The sequence below is a fragment of the Streptomyces sclerotialus genome, from assembly GCF_040907265.1.
Classification (GTDB): domain Bacteria; phylum Actinomycetota; class Actinomycetes; order Streptomycetales; family Streptomycetaceae; genus Streptomyces; species Streptomyces sclerotialus.
In genome coordinates, this window is the sequence record NZ_JBFOHP010000002.1 from 4,970,321 (window position 1) to 4,992,437 (window position 22,117).

Sequence of the window (22,117 nt, forward strand, 5' to 3'; positions counted from 1 at the left end):
CGACTCCTTCCGTGGACCGCCTACCGGGTTAGCTGTCGGGTTCGGGCGATGCCGCATTGCTGCGGCGTACTACGGAAGGTGCCCTACGGCCGTGCGGATCGCTCCGCAGCGGCCGATTCACCCCGGTCGTACGTGGGCCCTCCTGGGCCGAAGGCGGCGACAGGAGGGAGGGTCCCCGGCTCCGGCTGTCGTGCGTACGGACAGGCCGGACTCGGCGGGGCGGCCCGTGCCGGTGCTGTCACCGGCGGTGGGGCGGGCTGCCCGGTCGGCACGGTAACCAACTCGTGTGACTCCTGTGAAGGCTGATGTTCGATTTGCCCGCAATCTTTTCGTGACCTGATCGTGTCCGTGCCGATGTGCGCCCGGCTGTGACCACGGACTGTCCGGTGGTGTTGTCCGTCCGTGACCGGATGCCGCGTGCCGTATGCTCCGCGGCCGCCCGTCCGCCCCGCCCCAGGTGTGTCCTTGCCCCCGAATTCCGCGGGCGGGGCCGGGCTGTCGGTGGGGCGGCCTAGACTCGGTGGGCGATGAGCAGCCTCTTTGACGACAGCTTCCTGGCGGACCTCGAGCCCAAGGACGAGGAGCCGCCGCCTCCCGAGGACGAGGACCGTCCGGCAGCGGAGGAGGTGCCGCACGACCTCTTCGGCGGCCGCTACGACGCACCCGCGCCGAGGGACGCGTACTACCGCGACGGCGCCGCCCGCCCGGCGGTCGACCCGGCCGCGCTGCTGGAGGGGCTGAACGACCAGCAGAAGGCCGCCGTCGTGCACAGCGGCGGCGCGCTGCTCATCGTCGCGGGCGCCGGCTCCGGCAAGACCCGCGTCCTCACGCACCGCATCGCGCATCTGCTCGGCGCACGCGGCGTCCACCCCGGCCAGATCCTCGCGATCACGTTCACGAACAAGGCCGCGGGCGAGATGAAGGAGCGCGTGGAGGAGCTGGTCGGCCCGCGCGCCAACGCCATGTGGGTCTCCACCTTCCACAGCGCCTGCGTGCGCATCCTGCGCCGCGAGTCCAAGAAGCTGGGCTTCACGTCGTCGTTCTCGATCTACGACGCCGCCGACTCCAAGCGGCTGATGGCCCTGGTCTGCCGCGATCTGGACCTGGACCCCAAGCGCTTCCCGCCCAAGTCCTTCAGTGCGAAGATCTCCAACCTCAAGAACGAGCTCATCGACCACGAGGACTTCGCCGCGACGGCCGCGGACGGCTTCGAGAAGACCCTGGCCGAGGCGTACACGATGTACCAGGCACGGCTGCGCGAGGCCAACGCCCTGGACTTCGACGACATCATCATGACGACGGTGAACCTCCTCCAGGCGTTCCCGGACGTCGCGGACCACTACCGCCGCCGCTTCCGGCACGTCCTGGTCGACGAGTACCAGGACACCAACCACGCCCAGTACACCCTCGTGCGCGAGCTGGTGGGCCCCGGGACGCCCGAGGTGCCCGCCGCCGAGCTGTGCGTCGTCGGCGACGCCGACCAGTCGATCTACGCCTTCCGCGGCGCCACGATCCGGAACATCCTCCAGTTCGAGGAGGACTACCCGGACGCGACCACGATCCTGCTGGAGCAGAACTACCGCTCCTCGCAGACGATCCTCTCGGCCGCCAACGCCGTCATCGAGCGCAACGAGAACCGCCGCCCGAAGAACCTCTGGACGGACGCCGGCACCGGCCCGAAGATCACCGGCTATGTCGCCGACACCGAGCACGACGAGGCGCAGTTCGTCGCCGACGAGATCGACCGGCTGACGGACGCGGGCGAGACCAGGGCCGGCGACGTCGCGATCTTCTACCGCACCAACGCCCAGTCCCGTGTCTTCGAAGAGGTCTTCATCCGGGTCGGGCTGCCCTACAAGGTCGTCGGCGGCGTGCGGTTCTACGAGCGCAAGGAGGTCCGGGATGTCCTCGCGTACCTGCGCGTGCTGGCCAACCCCGAGGACGCCGTCCCGCTGCGCCGCATCCTGAACGTGCCCAAGCGCGGCATCGGCGACCGCGCCGAGGCCATGATCGAGGCGCTCGCGCTGCGCGAGAAGATCACCTTCCCGCAGGCGCTGCGCCGCGTCGACGAGGCGTACGGCATGGCCGCCCGCTCCGCGAACGCCGTCAAGCGCTTCAACACGCTCATGGAGGAGCTGCGGACCATCGCGGAGTCCGGCGCCGGGCCCGCGACCGTCCTGGAAGCGGTCCTGGAGCGTACGGGCTATCTGGCCGAGCTCCAGGCGTCCACGGACCCGCAGGACGAGACCCGGATCGAGAACCTCCAGGAGCTCGCGGCGGTCGCCCTCGAATTCGAGCAGGACCGCGCCGAGACGGAGACATCAGGGGCCGCCGCCCCGGGACCCGGCACGCTCTCCGACTTCCTGGAGCAGGTCGCCCTGGTCGCCGACTCCGACCAGATCCCCGACGAGGACGAGGAGGGCACGGGCGTCATCACGCTCATGACCCTGCACACCGCCAAGGGCCTGGAGTTCCCGACCGTCTTCCTGACCGGCATGGAGGACGGCGTCTTCCCGCACATGCGCGCGCTCGGCCAGACCAAGGAGCTGGAGGAGGAGCGGCGGCTGGCGTACGTCGGCATCACCCGCGCCCAGGAGCGGCTCTACCTCACCCGCTCCACGATGCGCAGCGCCTGGGGCCAGCCCCAGTACAACCCGCAGTCCCGCTTCCTGGAGGAGATCCCGGACGAGTACGTCGAATGGAAGCGGACCGGGCCGGCGACGCCGTCCGCCTCCATGGGCGGGCTCTCCTCGGGCCTGTCCGGCGGCGGCTTCGGTTCCTCGGTCACCTCCTCGCGGAGCAAGGCCGGGCCGAGCGGCTTCGCGACCCGGCGGGCGAAGGACCGGCAGGTGGTCGCGCTGGCCATCGGTGACCGCGTCTCGCACGACAGCTTCGGGCTCGGCACGGTCGTCGGGGTCAAGGGCAGCGGCGACAACGCCGAGGCGACGATCGACTTCGGCGGCGAGAAGCCGAAGCGGCTGCTGCTGCGGTACGCGCCGGTGGAGAAGCTGTAGCAGTCCGCGCCGTACGCACAGGTGGCCCGGCCCCCTCGGGGGACCGGGCCACCGGCGTACGTGGTTCCGGTCGGCTCAGTGGGGACGAGGCCCCCGGGGACGAGGCCCCTGGAGACGAGACCCTCAGTTCGGGTCGAGGCCCTTGGAGCGCAGCCAGGGCAGCGGGTCTATCGCGTCACCGCCGCCCGGATGCACCTCGAAGTGCAGGTGCGGCCCGGTGGAGTTGCCGGAGTTGCCCGAGTACGCGATGACGTCGCCGGCCTTGACCGTGCCCGAGCGGATCTTGGCGCTGCTCAGGTGGCAGTACCAGGTCTCGGTGCCGTCCGGCGCGGTGATCTCCACCATGTTGCCGTAGGCGGGGTTCCACTTGGTGACGACCGTGCCGTCGGTCGCGGCCATCACGGGCGTGCCGTAGCTGACCGGGAAGTCGATCCCGGAGTGCAGCGACATCCAGTTGACGCCGGCCTGCCCGTACAGCGCGCTCAGCCCGTGCTGTTTGACCGGCAATGCGAACTTCGGACGCAGCGCCTCCTTGCGCGCGGCCTCCTCGGCCTTGCGCTTCTTCTCGGCGGCCGCCCGGGCCTGCAGGTCGAGACGTTCCTGCGTACGGCTGGCACGGTCGGCGAAGTCGTTCGCGTCCGCGCTGAGGTTGGAGAGCTGGGAGTCCAGCTTGTTGTTCGCGGCGGACGGCTTCACGGCCGAGGCGTCCGACGCGGCCTGCACGGCGGTGTCCTCGTCCTTGTCCGTCGCTCCGGAGACGGAGGCGGCCGCCACGGCGCACACGCCCATGGCCGCCACGGACGGCACGGCGACGGTCAGCAGCGCGGACTTCTTCGGCGTACGCCGCCGGCCCCGGCCGCCGCCGCTCCCGTGCGCCTCACGCCGGGCGGCCCGGCGGCCACCGGGAGCGGCCCCGGCGCCTTCGGGAGCGCCCTCGGGGGAGACGGCGGGGGCGGGGATGATCGTGGTGACGGCGGAGTGGAGATCGTCGTCGGGGGCCTCGTCGTAGGCCGTGCCGTCGGGGGCGGCTTCGCCGACGGCGGCTGCCGCGTCGTCGCCCGCGACATCGAACTGACCGATGTCGAACTGCGCGGTGTCGAACTGTCCGGTGTCGAAGGGGCCGGTCCCGAACTGCGTCGCGTCGAACTGGGCCGTCTCGAACGGGTCCGCCTCGAACTGGCCTGGCTCGTACTGGGCCGTCTCGAACTGCGCGCCCTGATAGGCCGAGTCGTACCCCTCGGCGCCGGACCAGGCCTCACTGTCCCACTGCCCGGTGGCGGCACCGGCGTCCTGCGCGGCGTACCCGTCGTACGAACCGGCGGCATCGTACGTACCAGCGATGCCGTACGCGCCAGTGGTGTCGTACGCACCGGTGTCGGCGTCGTACGACGCGCTCGGATCGTACGCACCGCTCATGTCGAAGCTGCCGGTACCGGTACCGGTACCGGTGCCGGTGCCGGTGTCACTGCCGGTGTTGTCGTACGACCCGTACGCATACGGGTCGTACGCGCCCGTCCCGTACCCGGTGGCGTACGTACCGGTGTCGTATGTCGCGTTGGCGTCGTACGCACCGCTCACGTCGTAGCTGCCGGTGTCGTACGCTCCGCCGTCGTGCGTCGGCCCACCGTCGTAGGTCACCGTGCCGTAGGCCCCGGAGTCGTAGGCGGCCGCTTCGTACATGGTCGGGTCGTACGCTCCGGTGGCATACGCCCCGGTGTCGTACGTTCCGGTGGTGTACCCGTCGTACGCGGCGTAACCGAGCTGGGTGTCCTGCTGCCCGTGCGACTCGTAACCGGGATGGGGCCCGTACGAGGCGTCAGCAGCAGAGCCGGTCGGGTCTTGGTTCCCCGACGGGTGACGGTCGTTCACCACCAACTTCTCTTTCGCCTCGGCAGCAGGAGAATTAGCGGCGACTGTACCCGGCGGTATGCGACGGCGACAATCTTCCGTAGGTTTCGGGCCCTTCCAGACCGGGCATTTGGCCGTCTTTCGGAGGACGTCAGGCGCGTTCTTGGCGCCGCGTTCGAAGAATGTTCGAGATCAATTGGTGTGGATGTCGGGTCGGGCGCGGGGGTTCGGACGCTCGACCCGACGACGGGCCGGGTTGGCCGGATCCGGGAGGTCAGGCGACGGATGCCTGGTCGGAGGCGGTTTCTCCGGGGGAGGTCCCGGGCGGCGCCCCGGACGAGGACCCGGACGAGGGCACGGGTGATGTGCCGGGCGGGATGCCGGGACTCGCCGGCTGTGCCGGGTCCGTCGGATCCGGGGAGGCCAGCGCCTCGCGGATGCCGGCGGCGACCGCACCGTTGACCGGAAAGGCCAGATGTCCGACACCGGAGACATGGATGTTCCGGACCCGGAGATCTTCATGATCGATCCGTGCCGTCTCGGCCGGAACCATCATCTGATCGAGATCGCTCCAGAAGCAGACGAAATGCGTCCGGCAATTCGGCGCGGGCCGGGCCAAATCCTTGATCACGTCCGAATCCGTCCGCATCTGGCGCACGAGCGGGTGCGCGGGGAGCAGCGCCGCGAGGCGGGTGCCCCCGTGCGGCGTACCGAGCGTGACCAGTGTCCGGATCCGTGCGTCCCCGCCCAGCCGCTGCACGTAGTACCGCGCGATCAGACCGCCGAGACTGTGTCCGACCATGTCGATACGGCGGTGACCGGTCCGCTCGCAGAGATCCTCCACGTGGCGCCCCAGCAGCTCGGCGGCCTTGCGTATGTCGCACGTGAGGGGGGAGTAGTTGAGCGCCTCCAGGTGGCGCCAGCCGTGCCGGCGCAGCGAACGGCGCAGCAGTACGAAGACGGAACGGTTGTCGATGAAGCCGTGCAGCAGCAGCACGGGCGGGTGCGACCGGCCCTCGGTCGGCAGGAGAGCCGGCGCGGGCAGCCGCTCAGCCCCGCACCCGGCCTGCGCTCCCGCGTCGGTACCTGGTGCGGTCCCGGCGCCTGTTCCGGTCCCGGTGCCGGTTGCGGCCGCTGCCTTGGCGCGCGGCCGACGGCCGGCTCCGGTCGTCTTCGTCCCGGCGCCCGTTGCGGCGCCCGTTGTGGCGTCCGCCCCGGTGTTCGGTTCGGCGCCCGGTGCGGTGTCCGCTCTGGTTCTGGCCCCCCGGGCGCGGGCGATGTCATCGGTCACGGCGTGCCGTACCGCGCCGACGGTGGTGCCGGCGGCCCCGTCGACCGCGTCGAGCGCGGCGGGGGCGTCGGGGTGGGTACCGGCGGCGTCAGTGGTGGTGGCAGCGGCGGCCGCACGGGCACGGGCGCGTGCCGCCGCTGCCGCGGCCTGCTCCTGCGAGACGCCCGTGGGGTACAGCAGCAGGTGCCCGGCGAGCACCGCCAGCTCCCAGGCCGTGACGCGCAGCATGGCGGCGGAGGGGCGGATCAGACAGCAGAGAAAGGGCAAGGCCTTCATCGGCCGACCTCCCGAACGGCACGCGGAGGACGCCTCTGTCCCCCGTCATGCCCTCATGGGGAGCCGTCGGGTGCGTACACGGTCCCCGTACACCGTGCTCGCCTGTGAGTTGCGGTACCGGTACGGACCAGCCGGTGGTTGTCACCGAGGGCGGCACCCGACGGATACCCGGCCCGACGTGTGTCCCCGCTGCTCCTACGTCTGACGTACGTCCCATCCGTACGTGACGCGGTACCTGTTCCCCGCACACCGTGCGTGTGCATAGGGCCTGTACGTACCCGGAATGCGCACCTCCGTGCCGCGCGGCTCACGACGCGGCGGTGCGACGACCTGCTGCGGCTCCCTGCGCCGCCCCGCAGACGCCCCCGCCGCCTCGCGGCGGCGGGAGGTGATGCGGCGTACGGCGCGTAGCGAACGTGTCCCACGTGTGATTTCCCCCTCCCTCCATGTCGCGAAACGGCTCCGTACGCGATGCTGGGGATAACGTTCGTTCACGCTGGCGGCCGCCCGGGTGGCCGCGTATTCGGTTGTCGGCTCGACGGCACTGGTCAAGGCATGTGCCGCGCTTGGCTTGGAGGCAGTGATGGGTGTGGCTCGGCATCAAGTGGGTCAATCGGAGAGCCGAGGCGGAGTGAGCGGAGCGAACGTCGCCGGTCCGATCCGTGTGGTGGTGGCCAAGCCGGGGCTCGACGGCCACGACCGCGGTGCCAAGGTCATCGCGCGGGCACTGCGTGACGCCGGTATGGAGGTCATCTACACCGGGCTCCACCAGACGCCGGAGCAGATCGTCGACACCGCGATCCAGGAGGACGCCGACGCGATCGGCCTCTCGATCCTCTCGGGGGCGCACAACACCCTCTTCGCGAAGGTGATCGAACTGCTCAAGGAGCGCGACGCGGAGGACATCAAGGTCTTCGGCGGCGGGATCATCCCGGAGGCCGACATCCCCCCGCTCAAGGAGCAGGGCGTCGCGGAGATCTTCACCCCCGGCGCGACGACGGCCTCCATCGTCGAATGGGTGACCGCCAACGTCCGCCAGCTGACGGCCTGACCGGGCGCCGCGGGGAACTGCGGCGACGGGTACCGGGCCGGGCGCGGACCTGTGCGTCGGTCCGGGCGCGGACCTGTGCGTCGGTGCGGGAGCCGGGCCGGCCTCGGGGTGTCCGGGCGCCCGGGGCCGCGGCGCCGCGCGGGGGCTCATGACTCCGCCTCGGCGGACCGCGGCCCCGGCCCGGCGAGCTCGGCGTGCATCGTGGCGCGGAGCCGGAGGGTGCCGACGAGGCGCTGGAAGGCCTCGGACCAGTAGCCGTCAGCGCCCGGCGAGCCGTCCTCCGGTTCGTCGCCCCGCGCCGTGAGCCGGTCGAGCCGGTCGGCGGCGGCCGGGTCCAGGCACCGCTCGGCCAGCCCCATCACTCCGCTGAAGCTCCACGGGTAACTCCCGGCGTCCCGCGCGATGTCCAGGGCGTCCACGACCGCCGTGCCGAGCGGCTCCGTCCAGGGCACGGCGCACACCCCCAGCAGCCGGAACGCGTCCGACAGCCCGTGCGACGCGATGAACTCCGCGACCCACGCCGCACGTTCTTCCTCCGGCAGCACGCCGAGCAGCTTCGCCGCGTCCCGCGACGACCCGGCCTCCCCGCCGGCGCCCGGGGTGCCGGGGCCCGAGAGACCCGCGCTCGTGGCGCCCCTGCCTGTGACGTCGGTGCCCTGTGACGCGGCTGCCGCGGACGGGGGGCCCAGGAGCGCCCGCGCCCAGGCGGCGTCCCGCTGGCGCACCGCCGCCCGGCACCAGGCGTCGTGCACCTCGGTACGCCGCCCGTCGGTCACCGGCAGCGCGACGATCTCCGCCGGACCGCGGCCGCCCAGCCGCCCGGACCACACCCCCAGCGGCGCCGACTCCAGCAACTGGCCCAGCCACCAGGACCGTTCGCCCCGCCCGGCGGGAGCCTTCGCCACCACCCCGTCCCGCTCCATCCCCGCGTCACAGGCCTGCGGCGCCCCGACGACCAGGACCGCACCGCGCCCGTCCGACTCGGCCGAATCCCGGCCCGACCGGGGCGTATCCCCGCCCGACCGGGCCGTACTCCCGTCCGTCCCCTCTTCCGGGCCTCCCCCTGGTCCCGCCATCGGGCCTTCCTCCCCTTCCTCTCCCGGGACCGCGAGCCGCAGGCAGGCCGTCGCGCGTTCCGCCATACGGGCGGCCAGGGCGGAGTCGGGGAGGGCGGACAGCAGCTCGGCCGCCGTCGCCCGGACGTTCCGGCTGCGGTCGGACAACGCCTTCTCCAGGAAGGGCTCGTCGGCGGACGACAACCCGTCCCGGAGCGAGTCCAGGAACATCAGCCGGTCCTCGGCCCGTTCGGTGGCCCACGTACTCGTGAGCAGGGCCAGGCCCGCCGCCGGATCGAGGCGCCGGGTCGCGGACAGCAACGCCACCCGCTCAGCGAACAGCCCCTCCTCCCACAGGCGCCGACTCGCCTCCTGGTCCCGCCGGGCCGGTATCGCCGCCGCGCCACCGATGCCGCGCAGCGCGAACTTCCAGTCGTCGTTCAGCCGCGCCAGCCACAGCGCACGCGGCCCGGCCAGCGCGAGCGCGGCGGGCCGCAGATCCGTACGGGCCCTGGCCGCGTCCAGCAGCGCGGGCAGCAGCGCGGCAGGCGCGCGGTACCCCCGCTCCCCGGCAGCGGCGAGCCACTGCGGCAGCAGCTCCGTCAGGTCGGGGGCCGCGCCCCGCCGACTGCCGGCGTGCCCGCCACGGTCGGCCAGCAACAGCGCGAGCCTGCGCCGCGCCGCGTCCGGCAGCTCGGGGCGCGGGTCCGGCGGGGCCGGGGCCGGCCGTTCCGCCGCCGGGGCGGGGCGCAGGCCGGCCCGCCGCCGTACCGTGCTCACCGCGGCCGCGTCCAGCAGCGCGGCGGCCGGGTCCTGCCCCGCACGCACCGGAACGTCCGGTGTCCGCCGCTCCGTCCCGAGCAGCGCGGCACTGACCAGCTCCCCCCACGGAGCAGCGCTTCCACTCATCCCTCTCGCCTCACTCACGGCCTCCGTACCCCTCCCGCTCACCGCTTGCCCGGATGCCCACTTGCTCGATCGCCCACTTGCCCGTCCCTCCGCCCGCTTCCCTCAGAGCGCCACCGGGGCCGGATCCCACGTCGTCAGCGGGACGAAGCCGCGGTGGCCGCACTCGCCGAAGACGGTGACGGGGCCGCCGCCGGAGACGGCGGCGAGCTGCCACAGGCCCGCGCCGCCCTCGCAGCGCGGGTCCACGGGCAGGGCCGATTCGCCGTCCGCGTCGGCCAGTTGCCAGCCCGTACCCGGCCGCCCGGGCGCCGGCGGCCGGGCCGGTATCGGTACGACATCGGCGAGCACCACCGGCCAGGAGTCCAGCCACGGGTCATCGCGCAGCGCGTCACCGTAGGCCGCGAGCGCGGCGTCCGTACCGCACCCGGCCGGCATGTCCCCCGGAGCGGCCGGTGCGTACCGCTCGCCCAAGGTGGCGCGCAGCGGGCGGGCGCCGGGGTGGTACGTCAGGTCGGCGTCCAGGACGAGCCCCGGCGGCAGGGCGAGGTCGTGGGCCCGCCCCGGTCCCGCGAAGGACAGATGCAGCGCCATCCGCCGCGTCCGCTCGCCCCTCATCCATATGCGCCGCGTGGTCAGCTTCCCCTGTGGGCCTTCCTCACGGTCCTGCTGCGCCAGTACCAGCCACCGGTCCCGGACCGTCCGCTCCCGGGAGCGGACGGCGGAACCATCGGCGGAGCCGCGGACGGAACCACTGGCGGCCCCGTCCGCGGCCGTGTCCGAGGCCCCGGCCCTGTCCGCGGCTCCGGTGCCGGCCGCGTCGGCCGGCAGGCCGACCCGTGTGCGGACCGTGGCCGCCAGCGGCTCCGGCAGCCGCTCGATACCGAGGAACCCCTCGTCGAGGAGGTGGAGCAGCGCACATTCCTCCAGCAGCCGGGAGGGCCAGTCGGCCCCGGAGCCCGGTATCGACCCCAACTCGCGCACCCGCGCCGCGAGTCCGGGCGCCTGCGCGTCCACCATGCGGGCCGCCGTCTCGTCCCAACTGCCGTACCCCGTGCGGTCCGCCGCGGCCAGCCCCGACCGCAGCAGGTCAGCGAGCCGCCGCTCCAGCTCCTCGGCCCCCGCACCGATCCGCTGCGCCCGGCGCTCCGCCCGCCGCCGCGCCGCCTCGGGATCGGCGAGCCCCTTGCTCCCCTTGTCCCCCTTGCCCCCGTCCTTGTCCCCCGTGCCCGGCCGGTCCTCGCGGTGCTCACGCCGCCCGGACAGCCACTCGGCCACCCACTGCGGCGGCTCACCGGCCGGCACCGCCCGCTCCGCGTCCCCCTCGGAACCGTCCTCTCCCGCCCACAGCAACAGCAGTCCCAGCGCGTGCTTGCACGGGAACTTGCGGCTCGGGCAGCTGCACTTGAAGGCGGGCCCCGTCGTGTCCGTCATCGTGCGGTAGGGAGTGCCGCCGCTCCCTTTGCACACGCCCCACACCGCTCCGTCGCCCGCGCCCGTCTCCGTCCACGGGCCGGGCGTCGCGAGCTTTCCGCCGGCCTTGCGCGACGCCGCGTCGGGCGCCACCGCCAGCACCTGCCCGGTCGTCCAGCGTTCCCCCTGCGCTCGGGGTTTCAGGGTCTGTTCCCCATCCGTTCCCAGCATGTCGAAAACGCTAGACCCAGCCACTGACAATCGCTCTGACCTGCTGGTTTGTCACGCCGAGGCGGATTGTCAGTGGCATGGTGCAGTCTGGAATCCGCAAGCGGCCCGCGGGTTGCGGGGTGCGGGCCGGACGGCCTGGGACGAGGGGGAGTCATGTCTTACGCGAAGACGGAGAACGGCGCGGAAAGCGCTCGCGTGGCGGGCGCGGCAGCCGGGCCGGCGGAGGGTGCCGGGACGGCCCTGCGGCCGCACGCAGAAGATGCATTCGCAAATGAGCTGTCCGCGCTGGCCGCCGCGGACGACCGCCCGAGGCCCGAGCGCTGGCGCCTCTCGCCGTGGGCGGTGGCCACGTATCTGCTCGGCGGCACGCTCCCCGACGGGACGGTCATCACGCCCAAGTACGTCGGCCCGCGCCGCATCGTGGAGGTGGCGGTCACCACCCTCGCGACCGACCGCGCGCTGCTGCTCCTCGGCGTTCCCGGCACGGCCAAGACCTGGGTGTCGGAGCACCTCGCGGCGGCGGTCAGCGGTGACTCCACGCTGCTGGTCCAGGGCACGGCCGGTACCCCGGAGGAGGCGATCCGGTACGGCTGGAACTACGCGCAGCTGCTCGCGCACGGCCCCAGCCGGGACGCGCTGGTGCCCAGCCCCGTGATGCGGGCGATGGCCGAGGGCATGACCGCGCGGGTCGAGGAGCTGACGCGGATCCCCGCGGACGTGCAGGACACGCTGATCACCGTGCTGTCGGAGAAGACGCTGCCCGTACCGGAGTTGGGGCAGGAGGTGCAGGCGGTCCGCGGCTTCAACCTCATCGCCACCGCCAACGACCGCGACCGCGGGGTCAACGAGCTCTCCAGTGCGCTGCGCCGCCGCTTCAACACCGTCGTGCTGCCGCTGCCGGCCACGCCGGACGAAGAGGTCGACATCGTCACGCGCCGCGTCGAGCAGATCGGCCGCTCGCTGGACCTGCCTGCCGCGCCGGACGGCATGGACGAGATCCGCCGGGTCGTCACCGTCTTCCGCGAGCTGCGGGACGGCCTGACGGCGGACGGGCGTACGAAGCTCAAGTCGCCGTCCGGGACGCTCTCCACCGCCGAGGCGATCTCCGTCGTCACCAACGGGCTGGCGCTGGCCACGCATTTCGGTGACGGCGTGCTGCGGCCGGCGGACGTGGCGGCGGGCATCCTCGGCGCGGTCGTCCGCGACCCGGCGGCTGACCGGGTCGTCTGGCAGGAGTACCTGGAGTCGGTCGTCCGCGAGCGCGACGGCTGGAAGGACTTCTACCGCGCCTGCCGGGAGGTGAGCGCATGACGGAGCGTGGCCCGGGGGAGCGCGACGCGGGGGAACGCGGGGCGGCGGGGCGCGACGGGGCAGGGCGCCGGACCGCCGGGCCGTGGCTCCTCGGGGTGCGGCACCACGGTCCCGGCTCGGCCCGTGCGGTCGGCGCGGCCCTGGCGCAGTACGAGCCGAAGGCGCTGCTCATCGAGGGCCCGCCGGAGGCGGACGCGCTGGTGGCGTTGGCCGCCGACGAGGAGATGCGGCCGCCGGTCGCGCTGCTCGCGCACGTGGCCGACGACCCGGGACGTGCCGCGTTCTGGCCGATGGCGGAGTTCTCCCCGGAGTGGGTGGCGCTCCAGTGGGCAGTACGGCGCGGCGTCCCGGTCCGCTTCATCGACCTTCCGGCGGCGCATTCCCTCGCGGGGCCGGAGCGGGGGCCGGAAACGGCCGTTGCGCCGGAGCCGGAAACGGCCGCTGTCCCGGAGCGGGAAACGGCCGCTGTCCCGGAGCCGGACGCGCGGGTCGACCCGATCGGGGTGCTCGCGTCGGCGGCCGGGTACGACGACGCGGAGCGCTGGTGGGAGGACGTGGTCGAGCACCGCGGTACGGGCGGCGAAGCCGGTGGTACCGGTGACGCGCTCGCGCCGTTCGAGGCGCTGGCCGAGGCCATGGGAGCGCTGCGGGAGGAGCACGGGGACGGCGGGGACGGCACGGGTCGCGGCTCCCACACCAGGGACGCCGTGCGCGAAGCGCACATGCGGCTCCGACTGCGCGAGGCGCGGCGGGAGTTCGGGGACGACATCGCGGTCGTCTGCGGCGCGTGGCACGTCCCGGCACTCACCCGCCGTACGGCCGTCACCGCCGACCGGGCCCTCCTCAAGGGCCTGCCGAAGGCGAAGGTGTCGGTCACCTGGGTGCCCTGGACGCACCGCAGGCTGGCCAGGAACAGCGGTTACGGAGCCGGGATCGCCTCGCCCGGCTGGTACGGCCACCTCTTCTCCAGCCCCGACCGTCCGATGGAGCGCTGGCTGACCAAGGTCGCCGGCCTGCTCAGGGAGGAGGACTACGCGGTCTCCACCGCGCACGTCATCGAAGCGGTACGCCTCGCCGAGTCGCTCGCGGCGATGCGCGGCCGCCCGCTCGCCGGGCTCACCGAGGCCGCGGACGCGGTCCGCGCCGTCATGGGCGACGGCTCGGACGTCCCCGCTTCGCTGATCCACGACCGCCTGGTGGTCGGCGACGTACTCGGCGAGGTGCCGCGGTCGGCGCCTGCCGTGCCGTTGCAGCGCGACATCGCGCGGCTCCAGCGTTCCCTGCGGCTCAAGCCGGAGGCGAAGGAACGCGAGCTGGAGCTCGATCTGCGCAAGGAGACCGACGCCGCGCGCAGCCGTCTGCTGCACCGGCTGCGGCTGCTGGACATCCCGTGGGGTGTGCCCGCCCACTCCCGGGCGAGCACGGGCACGTTCCGGGAGACCTGGCGGCTGCGCTGGGAGCCGGAGCTGTCGGTGCGGGTCGCGGAGGCGGGTATCTGGGGCACGACCGTGCTCGCCGCCGCCACGGCGCGGGCGGCCTCCGACGCGGCGGACGCCGACGCGCTCGCCGAGGTCACGGCGCTGGCGGAGCGCTGTCTGCTCGCCGAACTGCCGGACGCGCTCCCCGTGGTGATGCGGGTACTGGCCGACCGGGCCGCGCTCGACGCCGATGTCGGCCACCTCGCCCAGGCGCTGCCCGCGCTGGTGCGGTCGGTGCGGTACGGCGACGTGCGCGGCACGGACGCGGCGGCGCTGCGCGAGGTCGCGGCCGGCCTGGCCGAGCGTGTCTTCGTGGGTCTGCCGCCGGCCTGCGCGTCGCTGGACGCGGAGGGCGCGGCGGAGATGCGGACGCACCTCGACGCGACGCAGCAGGCCGTGGCACTGCTGTCCCACGATCAGTTGCCCCGCATGGTCCAGTCGGATCGCGCAGATCAGGGGGCCGGGCTGTCGTCGCCTGACGGCGCGTCAGGCCTGCGGGAGCGGTGGACCGCCGTGCTGCGCGTACTGGCGGAGCGGGAGGCGGTACCCGGGCTCATACGGGGACGCGCGGCGCGGATGCTCGTCGACGACGGCGCGCTGGACGACACCGGAGGACCGGCGGACGACAGCGGAAAACCGGCGGACGACAGCGGAGTACCGGCAGACGGCACCGAGGACCTCGCGGACGGCGGTGGTGCCGGGCGGCTCATGGGGCTCGCGCTCTCGCCGGGCGTGCCGCCCGGTGATGCCGCGGCCTGGATCGAGGGGTTCGTCGGGGGCGGCGCCGGCGGGGGGATGCTGCTGGTCCACGACGAGCGGCTGCTGGCGCTGCTGGACGACTGGCTGACGCGGGTGCCGGGGGCGGCGTTCACGGACGTACTGCCGTTGCTGCGCCGGACGTTCTCGCAGTTCGAGCCGGGTGTGCGGCGCACGTTGGGCGAGCTCGCCCGGCGCGGCCCCGCCGGCGCCGGAACGGCCGGCGGCAGCGGTACGGCAGCCGGTCACGGCAGGGCCGGCGCCGAGGAAGCGGCGGCCCCCGGCTTCGGGCCCGGCCTGGACCGTGACCGCGCCGCGGCCGTCCTGCCGACCTTGCACGCCCTGCTGGGCCACGGCACCACCGGCCCGGCCCGGACCACCACAGCATCGGGGGAGAGGCGATGACCAGCGAGACGGACGGCACCCACCACGCCGACGAGCGCCTGCGGCGTTGGCGGCTGGTGCTGGGCGGGGGAGAGGGCGACGGTACCGGGTGTGAACTGCGGGGGCGGGACGCCGCGATGGACGGTGCCCTCGGTGCGCTGTACGGCGAGGGGCCCGGCGCCGGGGACGGGGGAGGGCCCGGTGGGCGCGGCAACCGGATAGGCGGCGGGACGCAGTCGGCGGGGCTCGGCGGATCCGCGCCCGCCGTGGCCCGCTGGCTCGGCGACATCCGGCGCTACTTCCCGGCCTCCGTCGTCCAGGTGATGCAGCGGGACGCGATCGACCGGCTGGGCCTGTCCACGCTGCTGCTGGAGCCGGAGCTGCTCGAGGCCGTGGAGGCCGACGTACACCTGGTCGGCACCCTGCTCTCGCTGCACAAGGCCATGCCCGAGACGACGAAGGAGACCGCCCGGGCGGTCGTGCGCAAGGTCGTCGAGCAGCTGGAGAAGCGGCTGGCTACCCGGACGCGGGCCACCCTGACCGGCGCGCTGGACCGTTCCGCGCGGATCAGCCGGCCTCGCCACCGCGACATCGACTGGGACCGCACGATCCGCGCGAACCTCAAGAACTACCTGCCCGAACACCGCACGGTCGTGCCGGAACGGCTGATCGGTCACGGGCGGGCCGCACAGTCCCTCAAGAAGGAGGTCATCCTCTGCATCGATCAGTCAGGTTCCATGGCGGCGTCCGTCGTGTACGCCTCGGTGTTCGGGGCCGTACTCGCGTCCATGCGCGCGCTCTCCACCCGGCTGGTGGTCTTCGACACCTCGGTCGTCGACCTCACCGACCAGATCGACGATCCGGTGGACGTGCTCTTCGGGACGCAGCTGGGTGGCGGTACGGACATCAACCGCGCACTGGCGTACTGCCAGTCGAGGATCACCCGGCCGACGGAGACGGTCGTCGTGCTCATCAGCGACCTGTACGAGGGCGGGATACGCCACAAGATGGTCAAGCGGGTCGCGGCGATGAAGGCGTCCGGCGTGCAGTTCGTGACGCTGCTCGCGCTGTCGGACGAGGGGGCGCCCGCGTACGACAGGGAGCATGCGGCGGCTCTCGGGGCGCTGGGTGCACCGGCGTTCGCCTGTACGCCCGATCTGTTCCCGGAGGTGATGGCGGCCGCGCTGGAGAAGCGCCCGCTGCCGGTCCCCGACACGACGGCGTGACCGCACGGCTCCGTCACGGGGTGACCGCCCGGGCCCGCTACGCGGTGACCGCCCGGGCCGATGACGACAGCCATCGCCCCTGACGACGATGCGGTGCCAGGGCGAGTCGGCGCCGCGGCGGTTCCGAGGCGGCCCACCGGCCCCGGTACAGGGGCGTGTTCGCAGGTCGTACACCCTTTCGTCACTGTCGATACCGGACATGGCGGAGTAACAGTGACAGGTGGCACAGGGGACTTGCGCCGCCCCTGGCTGCTCGTGCAAGTATCTCCGTATCGCTCGATCACCCGCGACGTGCTGGTTGATCCGGGGCGCCTGACGCCCTGGTCCCGGTCGCCGTCCATCCGGGAAGGTCCCCCTTGTCTGCTGTGCTCGCTCTGCCTGCCGCCGTGCGCCTGCCGCGCACCGTGGCCGTGCGGCGTGCGCTGCTGACCGGGCTCTTCCTGATCGGGTTCGTCGTCCTCGCCGTCGCCTTCGGCGGCGGCACCGCACACGCGGCGGACAGCGGTACCGAGCAGACGCAGGGCGCCTTCACGCAAGCCACCACCGGTACCACTCCTTCCACCGGCACCGGCATCGGCTCCGCCGACGCCACCGACACCGGTTCGGCCGCCACCACCGACACCGCCACCGACGGGCGTTCGCCGCTCGGCGGTGGCGGGGCGGCGTGGCAGCCGGAGGCCGGCGCGGTGACGGAGCGGGAGCCGGGCATCGCGCAACAGGCCGGGGCCCGGCTGTCCGAGGGCGCGCAGGCGTCCGAGGAGCGGCTCGGCGAGGCCGTACGTCCGCTCACGGACCGGCTGAAGCCCGTCACCGACCAGGTCACCGCTCCGGTGCACGACGTCGTCAGCGGCGTACGGCACGCCACCGGGCTCCCGGTGCGGCTGCCCGGTGACAGCGCGGGGCAGGACGGGAGCGGCGAGCGGCCGCGGCACAGCGACGCGCGGGACGGCGGCCGGCTGCACGCGGCCGTACCCGAGCGGTGCGGCACGGACCGTACCGGCGGCGACCGGTCGGCGGTCCTCCCGGACGCCACCGGCGGCCAGGACCGTACGGCCGTGCACGCCACGGACGACCGGTCCGGTGACACCCCCGGCCAGGGCGGACCGCCCGGCCAGCTTCCGCAGGGCCCGGTCGCACCGGCCCAGCACCTCACCGGTGACGGCCACGGCCCCCGAGGCGGGGACCAGCACGCCGTCCTGCCGGGCGGAGACCCGCGCTTCGGGCTGGTGCCCGGCGGCGTACGGGCCGCGAGCGGCGCGCCGACGCGCGAGCGCAGCACCGACATCCTCGAATTCCCGGGCTAGGGCAGACCTCCCGCCGGATCCCCGACGTACACACGCGCCTTCGTCGACGTACGACGCGCACAGGGATCCGACGGCCGTCAGCACCCCTTGACCTGCCGCGCGGGGGCGGGACAGGTCTGCCCGTCACATCCCTGGAATCCGAAGGGCTCATCGCCATCATGCGTAACAACATCCGCCGTTCCATCGTCGTCGCCGCTGCCGCCACCGGCCTGTTCGCCCTCGGTACCGCCGGTGCCAACGCCGCCGAGCTGCCCGTCAGCACCTCGGACACCGGCGCCCTCACCGGCACCCTCCAGCAGAAGCTGCCGGCCGGCGAGCTGACCGACACGGTGAAGAAGACCGCGGGCGAGGCGACCGACACCGTCGAGAACACGGCCGGCCAGGTGACCGGCGCGCTGGGCGGCGGCGACGTGCACACCATGGACGGCCTGCCCGCCACCGGTGCCCTGACCGACGGCCTGCCCGCCACCGACGCGCTGCCCACCGACGGTCTCGGCGACGTGACCGGCACGCTGAACGGCGTCCAGAAGAAGGCCGACCTGGGCAAGGTCGCCAAGACCGGCAAGGTCACCAAGACCGTCAAGGGCGCCGGCAAGGTGAGCAAGACCGTCGGCAAGGTGAAGAAGACCGCCGAGGGCACCGTCGGCCAGGTCCAGGAGACCGCCGGCGGCCGCCTCCCGGCCGTGCCGTTCCTGCCCGTCGAGGGCGTGCCCGCCCTCGACCTGCGCAGCCTGCCGGTCGAGGTCCCCGCGGCCGAGCTGCCCAGCGGCCTGCCGGCCGAGCTCCCCGCGGACCTGCCCGCCGGTCTCTCCGCCGACCAGCTCCCGGCCGACCTGCCCGCCGACCTGCCCGCCGGTCTCTCCGCCGACCAGCTCCCCGCTGAGCTCCCCGCCCAGCTCCCCGCCGAGCTGCCCGCCACCTCGGAGCTGCCCGACGCCTCCGCCGCCACCGGCCTCGTCGGCTCCGCCACCGGTCTCGTCACCTCCGCGGCCGGTACGGACCTGCGTCCCGGCACGCTGACCAACCCGGCCCAGGGCGCCCTGGCCGGTGCCCGCCCGGTCGTCGACCAGGCCGCCGCCGACGTGCTGCCGCCCGTCGCCCAGCGCGCCGTCGGCCAGGTCGTGCCGGTCGCCCAGAACGCGGTGGGCGGCGCGGGCCTGCTCGCCGGTGACGCGGCCGGCCAGGCCACCCCGTTCGCGCAGGGCACGGTCGCCGGCACCCAGGCGTTCGCCGAGGGCGCGGCCGCCGACGCCGTGCCGTTCGCGCAGGGCAAGCTGACCGACGCGCAGGGCTTCGCGCAGGGCGCGGCCACCGACGCGGTGCCGTTCGCGCAGGGCACGGTCGCCGGTGCGCAGGGCCTGGCCGAGGGCACCGTCACCGACGCGGTCCCCTTCGCCCAGGGCGTGGCCGCTGACGCCGCCCCGTACGCGCAGGGTGTCGCCGCCGACGCCGTGCCGTTCGCGCAGGGTCTGGGCACCACCGTGGCCGCCGACGGCCAGGAGACCGCGGGCGACGCCGTCGCCGGTGTGCAGCGCGTCATCCCGGTCGACGTCGCCCAGGGCGACCTGACCAGCCCCGCCAACATCCCCGCCCTGCCGGTGCTGCCGGCCCTGGCGGGCTGAAGCCCCCGATTTCCGGCGTGAGCCGGAGCGGTACCGGTACCGCGAGGGGCCGCATGTCCGGGGGACGGCGTTGTGGGGACGCCGTCCGGACGGACGCCGGCACGGACGCGCCATGTCCGTGAGGTGAGCGGTCACTCGAACCGGAACGGAAACGCCGCCGGGCGCCCTCTTTGGGGAGGGGGAGCCCGGCGGCGTCCGTATGTGCGGGCCCACGAGGCCGGTGGCTAGGACTTCGGTACCTTCAGCCGGTCCCAGCTCACCTTGCCCGGTACGCCGTCCGCGTCCTTGCCCGAGAAGCCGAGCTTGCGCTGCCAGGCGGCGTAGGACTGCCGGTCCGCCTCGGTCCAGTACGGGCCCGGGCCCTCCTCGTAGCGCGAGCAGCCCTCGGCGACCAGCCGCTTGCCCATCGCGGTGATGATCGGGCTGTGCGCCCCGGCCTGGAAGAAGCCGCTGCCGGGGAACCGCTCGTAACGGGTGCCGGGGCGGGGCCTTTCCGGTGCCGGCTTCTCGGGCGCCGGCTTCTCCGGTGCGGGCTTCTCGTCCTTGCCGCCGCCGGGCTTGCCCGCGAGCCGCTTCTTGATGCGGTCCCGCATCCCGTCCATCGTGAAGCCGCGCGGGTCCGTCTTGCCCGGCTGCCACTCCTTGTGGCCGATGACGGATCTCTCGGTCCAGCCGTGCGCCCGGCAGATCGCCGCCGACACCTTCTCGATGGCGGCCTTCTGCTCCTCGGGCCAGGGATCGTCGCCGTCGCCGAGGTTGATGCACTCGAAGCCGTAGAAGTGGCGGTTCCCGTCGGTGTTGGCCGCGTTGTCGTTCGGCAGCTTCGACTCGTTGACCACGGCCCGCAGGACGTCGGAGTCGCCGAGCCCCGCGTGGTTGGCGCGGCCGTTGCCGACCAGCCACACCTCGCCCTTCTTGTCGATGACGCCGTGGCACAGCGGTCCGGGCAGTCCGGACCGGCCCTCGTAGCAGAGGTTGACGGAGCTTTCGGTGCCCTTGGTGACGGTGTGGTGGATCATCACGCCGTTCAGCGGGCCCCACGGGCCTTTGGAATTCCTGTTGTGGCGGCGCCAGTTGCGGACTTCATGGACGGTCAGGCCCTCCTTGCGCAGGACCTCCACCAAACGCGACGCGCTCAGCGGCTCGGCCATCGTCGTGCTCCTTCCTCGACCCGGCTCCTGCGGGCCGGTCCCCCGGTCAGCGGCGCGCGGGTCCTCCCGCGCGCCGCCCGTTCACCTCTCCGACGTCAGTGACGTCAAAGGCCTGCTCAGCCTTCCTCCGACAGGGCCTCCGCCTCCGCCGTCGTCTGCGAGCGGAGTGCCGCGCCGTGCGCCGGACCCGCTGACGCCACGTCGGCCGGCTCGTTCTCCGCTTCGGCGGCGGCGTCGGCGGCCCGTGCCTCCTCCTCGGCGGCGAGTTCCTCCTCGCTCGCCGCGGCGATCTCCGCCGCCAGCGGCTTGAACGCCAGCCGCAGGTCGGACACGGTCTTCTCGCCCATCACCCAGCCCAGCGGCGCGTAGTGCACCTGCGGCCCGAGCGGTCCCTGGAGCAGCGGGCGGCGGGCCGCGTCGGTCGGCCACTCGACGCTGCCGGTGGCCGTACGCGCCGGGACCAGCCAGAAGTCACCGGTGCGGTACGTGCCGCCGGCCGCGAAGTAGACCTCGACGCCGTCCTCCAGCGGCAGCCAGGCGCCCTCCTCGACGCGCACCGCGCCGTTCCGCAGCTGTCCCGCGGCGCCCTTCTTCGTCTGCCGCTCCTGGGCACGGCCGCCCTCGCGCTGGTCCCAGCGGCGCAGGTACGGGTGGAGCTCGGGCCGCCGCCCGACGCCCTGCGCGGGCTCGCCGGAGAGGCGTACCCGGCGTCCCGGCAGGTCCAGTTCCTCGACGCGCAGCAGCGGGTGCGCCTCCAGGCGGCTGGCGACGGCGGAGTCCACGAACTCCACCAGGTCGCCGACGTCCAGGTCCAGCTTGTCGTCGTTGCCCAGGGTGGCCAGCTCGACCCAGGTGCCGTCCAGGCCGTCGACCGGGAAGGTCACCGAGCCGTTCTCGCGGGACCACTTGAAGGTGGCGTCCTTGGCGGCGCCACCGTCGTGGATCTCCACCCGGTACAGCTGGTTCTCCGGGCCGCGGTACCGCGCGTCCGGCTTGACCAGGCACGGGTCGTCGTCGGCGTGGTCGGGGCGTTCGCTGCGCACGGCGAGCCGCGCGGTGGCCTTGCGCTGCTCGGCGACCCACTTGCGGAACGCCTCGCGGACCGGGGCCTTCTTCGTCTCGTCGCCCTCGATGTCCAGCTCGCCGCCGGGCAGCGGCAGCACCTGCCAGACGACCTTGAGCCGGGCCGCGGTGTCCGGCAGCGCCGCGCCGAGCGCGACCTCGCGCAGCGCCGGGTCCTCGGCCGCGGTGACCGAGCGCTCCCAGACCTTGAGGTAGGCCAGGTACGGGAACTGGGTGGGCAGCCGGTCCTCGGGGCGCTCCGCGTCGCGGTAGGCGTCGGGCTGGTCCCAGTACGTCCAGGTGGCCGGCGGCTCGGCGGCCGCGCTCTCGCCGTCCTTGTCGTCGTCCTTGGCGTCGGCCTCGGCCGGGTCCGGTACGGGGACGCCCGGCTGCGGCCGGTACGCCTCGACCAGGATGCCGTCGACGTAGTACCGGCCGGGGCTGATCGACAGGTCGTCCAGCTCGCGGCTGCCGCCCGTCATGTCGATCTTGAAGCCGGCGTCGCCGGCCGGGCCGCCGTGCTGCCCGATCAGGTCGGTGGCGGTCACCCGGGCCTGGTAGAGCTGGATCGCGGTCTGCTCGTTGGTGTCCGCGTCCAGCTGGACGCGGCCCTGCTGGGCGAGGACCGCGGAGTACCGGGCGTCCGGCCGGAAGGTGATGCGGGAGAGATCTGCGTGCATGGGAAGGGTTCCCCCTCGTGATGAAGCTCGTGATGAGGCTCGTGGTTGTCGGCTGGCG

Annotated in this window: 13 protein-coding genes and 1 riboswitch; of the genes, 7 read left to right on the forward strand and 6 right to left on the reverse strand. The window is 73.7% G+C overall.

The window, feature by feature from the left end:
• Positions 1 to 2: 2 nt before the first annotated feature.
• A riboswitch (cyclic di-AMP (ydaO/yuaA leader) is annotated at positions 3 to 197 on the reverse strand.
• Between the two features lie 330 nt (positions 198 to 527).
• Positions 528 to 3,014, forward strand: a complete 2,487-nt coding sequence (gene pcrA / locus AAC944_RS22140; RefSeq protein ID WP_030609794.1) for a DNA helicase PcrA — start codon at positions 528 to 530, stop codon at positions 3,012 to 3,014.
• A gap of 123 nt (positions 3,015 to 3,137) precedes the next feature.
• On the opposite strand, the gene AAC944_RS22145 is transcribed toward pcrA, so the two are convergent.
• Positions 3,138 to 4,883, reverse strand: a complete 1,746-nt coding sequence (locus AAC944_RS22145; protein ID WP_030609791.1) for a M23 family metallopeptidase — start codon at positions 4,881 to 4,883, stop codon at positions 3,138 to 3,140.
• A gap of 253 nt (positions 4,884 to 5,136) precedes the next feature.
• Positions 5,137 to 6,141: an alpha/beta hydrolase gene (locus AAC944_RS36550; protein WP_078888366.1), complete on the reverse strand. Its 1,005-nt coding sequence runs from the start codon at positions 6,139 to 6,141 to the stop codon at positions 5,137 to 5,139.
• An 871-nt stretch (positions 6,142 to 7,012) separates the two neighbouring features.
• Between AAC944_RS36550 and AAC944_RS22155 the strand changes: the two genes are divergently transcribed.
• On the forward strand, positions 7,013 to 7,480 hold the full coding sequence (locus tag AAC944_RS22155; RefSeq protein ID WP_438272749.1) for a cobalamin B12-binding domain-containing protein: 468 nt from the start codon (positions 7,013 to 7,015) through the stop codon (positions 7,478 to 7,480).
• A gap of 146 nt (positions 7,481 to 7,626) precedes the next feature.
• On the opposite strand, the gene AAC944_RS22160 is transcribed toward AAC944_RS22155, so the two are convergent.
• Complete coding sequence (locus AAC944_RS22160) at positions 7,627 to 9,444, reverse strand: DUF5691 domain-containing protein (RefSeq protein ID WP_368396402.1); 1,818 nt, start codon at positions 9,442 to 9,444, stop codon at positions 7,627 to 7,629.
• 102 nt (positions 9,445 to 9,546) lie between these two features.
• Positions 9,547 to 11,085, reverse strand: a complete 1,539-nt coding sequence (locus AAC944_RS22165) for an SWIM zinc finger family protein (protein WP_051871485.1) — start codon at positions 11,083 to 11,085, stop codon at positions 9,547 to 9,549.
• Between the two features lie 153 nt (positions 11,086 to 11,238).
• Between AAC944_RS22165 and AAC944_RS22170 the strand changes: the two genes are divergently transcribed.
• The 5 genes from AAC944_RS22170 to AAC944_RS22190 all read left to right on the forward strand — a co-directional run bounded on the left by AAC944_RS22170 (position 11,239) and on the right by AAC944_RS22190 (position 19,166).
• Positions 11,239 to 12,396 (forward strand): ATP-binding protein, encoded by a 1,158-nt coding sequence (locus tag AAC944_RS22170; protein WP_030609775.1) that lies wholly within the window; start codon positions 11,239 to 11,241, stop codon positions 12,394 to 12,396.
• The gene (locus AAC944_RS22175) at positions 12,393 to 15,035 is read left to right on the forward strand and encodes a DUF5682 family protein (RefSeq protein ID WP_078888347.1); all 2,643 of its coding nucleotides are present in this window, start codon (positions 12,393 to 12,395) and stop codon (positions 15,033 to 15,035) included. The genes AAC944_RS22170 and AAC944_RS22175 overlap by 4 nt, the downstream gene beginning before the upstream one ends.
• The gene (locus tag AAC944_RS22180) at positions 15,032 to 16,240 is read left to right on the forward strand and encodes a VWA domain-containing protein (RefSeq protein ID WP_030609769.1); all 1,209 of its coding nucleotides are present in this window, start codon (positions 15,032 to 15,034) and stop codon (positions 16,238 to 16,240) included. Before AAC944_RS22175 ends, AAC944_RS22180 begins: the two co-directional genes overlap by 4 nt.
• 365 nt (positions 16,241 to 16,605) lie before the next feature.
• On the forward strand, positions 16,606 to 17,544 hold the full coding sequence (locus AAC944_RS22185; protein ID WP_030609766.1) for a hypothetical protein: 939 nt from the start codon (positions 16,606 to 16,608) through the stop codon (positions 17,542 to 17,544).
• A gap of 158 nt (positions 17,545 to 17,702) precedes the next feature.
• Complete coding sequence (locus tag AAC944_RS22190; protein WP_037771489.1) at positions 17,703 to 19,166, forward strand: hypothetical protein; 1,464 nt, start codon at positions 17,703 to 17,705, stop codon at positions 19,164 to 19,166.
• Positions 19,167 to 19,390: 224 nt separating this feature from the next.
• Here AAC944_RS22190 and AAC944_RS22195 read toward each other — a convergent pair whose 3' ends face one another.
• A complete protein-coding gene (locus AAC944_RS22195) occupies positions 19,391 to 20,317 on the reverse strand; it encodes a peptidoglycan-binding protein (protein WP_030609763.1) in 927 nt (308 codons plus the stop codon).
• A 116-nt stretch (positions 20,318 to 20,433) separates the two neighbouring features.
• Positions 20,434 to 22,059: a DUF6519 domain-containing protein gene (locus tag AAC944_RS22200; RefSeq protein WP_030609760.1), complete on the reverse strand. Its 1,626-nt coding sequence runs from the start codon at positions 22,057 to 22,059 to the stop codon at positions 20,434 to 20,436.
• Positions 22,060 to 22,117 lie beyond the last annotated feature (58 nt).

Excerpts from the sequence above, each read along its gene's own strand:
- pcrA (WP_030609794.1), top strand. The coding sequence starts at position 528 with ATGAGCAGCCTCTTTGACGACAGCTTCCTGGCGGACCTCGAGCCCAAG.
- AAC944_RS22155 (WP_438272749.1), top strand. The coding sequence starts at position 7,013 with ATGGGTGTGGCTCGGCATCAAGTGGGTCAATCGGAGAGCCGAGGCGGA.
- AAC944_RS22160 (WP_368396402.1), bottom strand. The coding sequence starts at position 9,444 with ATGAGTGGAAGCGCTGCTCCGTGGGGGGAGCTGGTCAGTGCCGCGCTG.
- AAC944_RS22165 (WP_051871485.1), bottom strand. The coding sequence starts at position 11,085 with ATGCTGGGAACGGATGGGGAACAGACCCTGAAACCCCGAGCGCAGGGG.
- AAC944_RS22170 (WP_030609775.1), top strand. The coding sequence starts at position 11,239 with ATGTCTTACGCGAAGACGGAGAACGGCGCGGAAAGCGCTCGCGTGGCG.
- AAC944_RS22175 (WP_078888347.1), top strand. The coding sequence starts at position 12,393 with ATGACGGAGCGTGGCCCGGGGGAGCGCGACGCGGGGGAACGCGGGGCG.
- AAC944_RS22180 (WP_030609769.1), top strand. The coding sequence starts at position 15,032 with ATGACCAGCGAGACGGACGGCACCCACCACGCCGACGAGCGCCTGCGG.
- AAC944_RS22190 (WP_037771489.1), top strand. The coding sequence starts at position 17,703 with ATGCGTAACAACATCCGCCGTTCCATCGTCGTCGCCGCTGCCGCCACC.
- AAC944_RS22195 (WP_030609763.1), bottom strand. The coding sequence starts at position 20,317 with ATGGCCGAGCCGCTGAGCGCGTCGCGTTTGGTGGAGGTCCTGCGCAAG.
- AAC944_RS22200 (WP_030609760.1), bottom strand. The coding sequence starts at position 22,059 with ATGCACGCAGATCTCTCCCGCATCACCTTCCGGCCGGACGCCCGGTAC.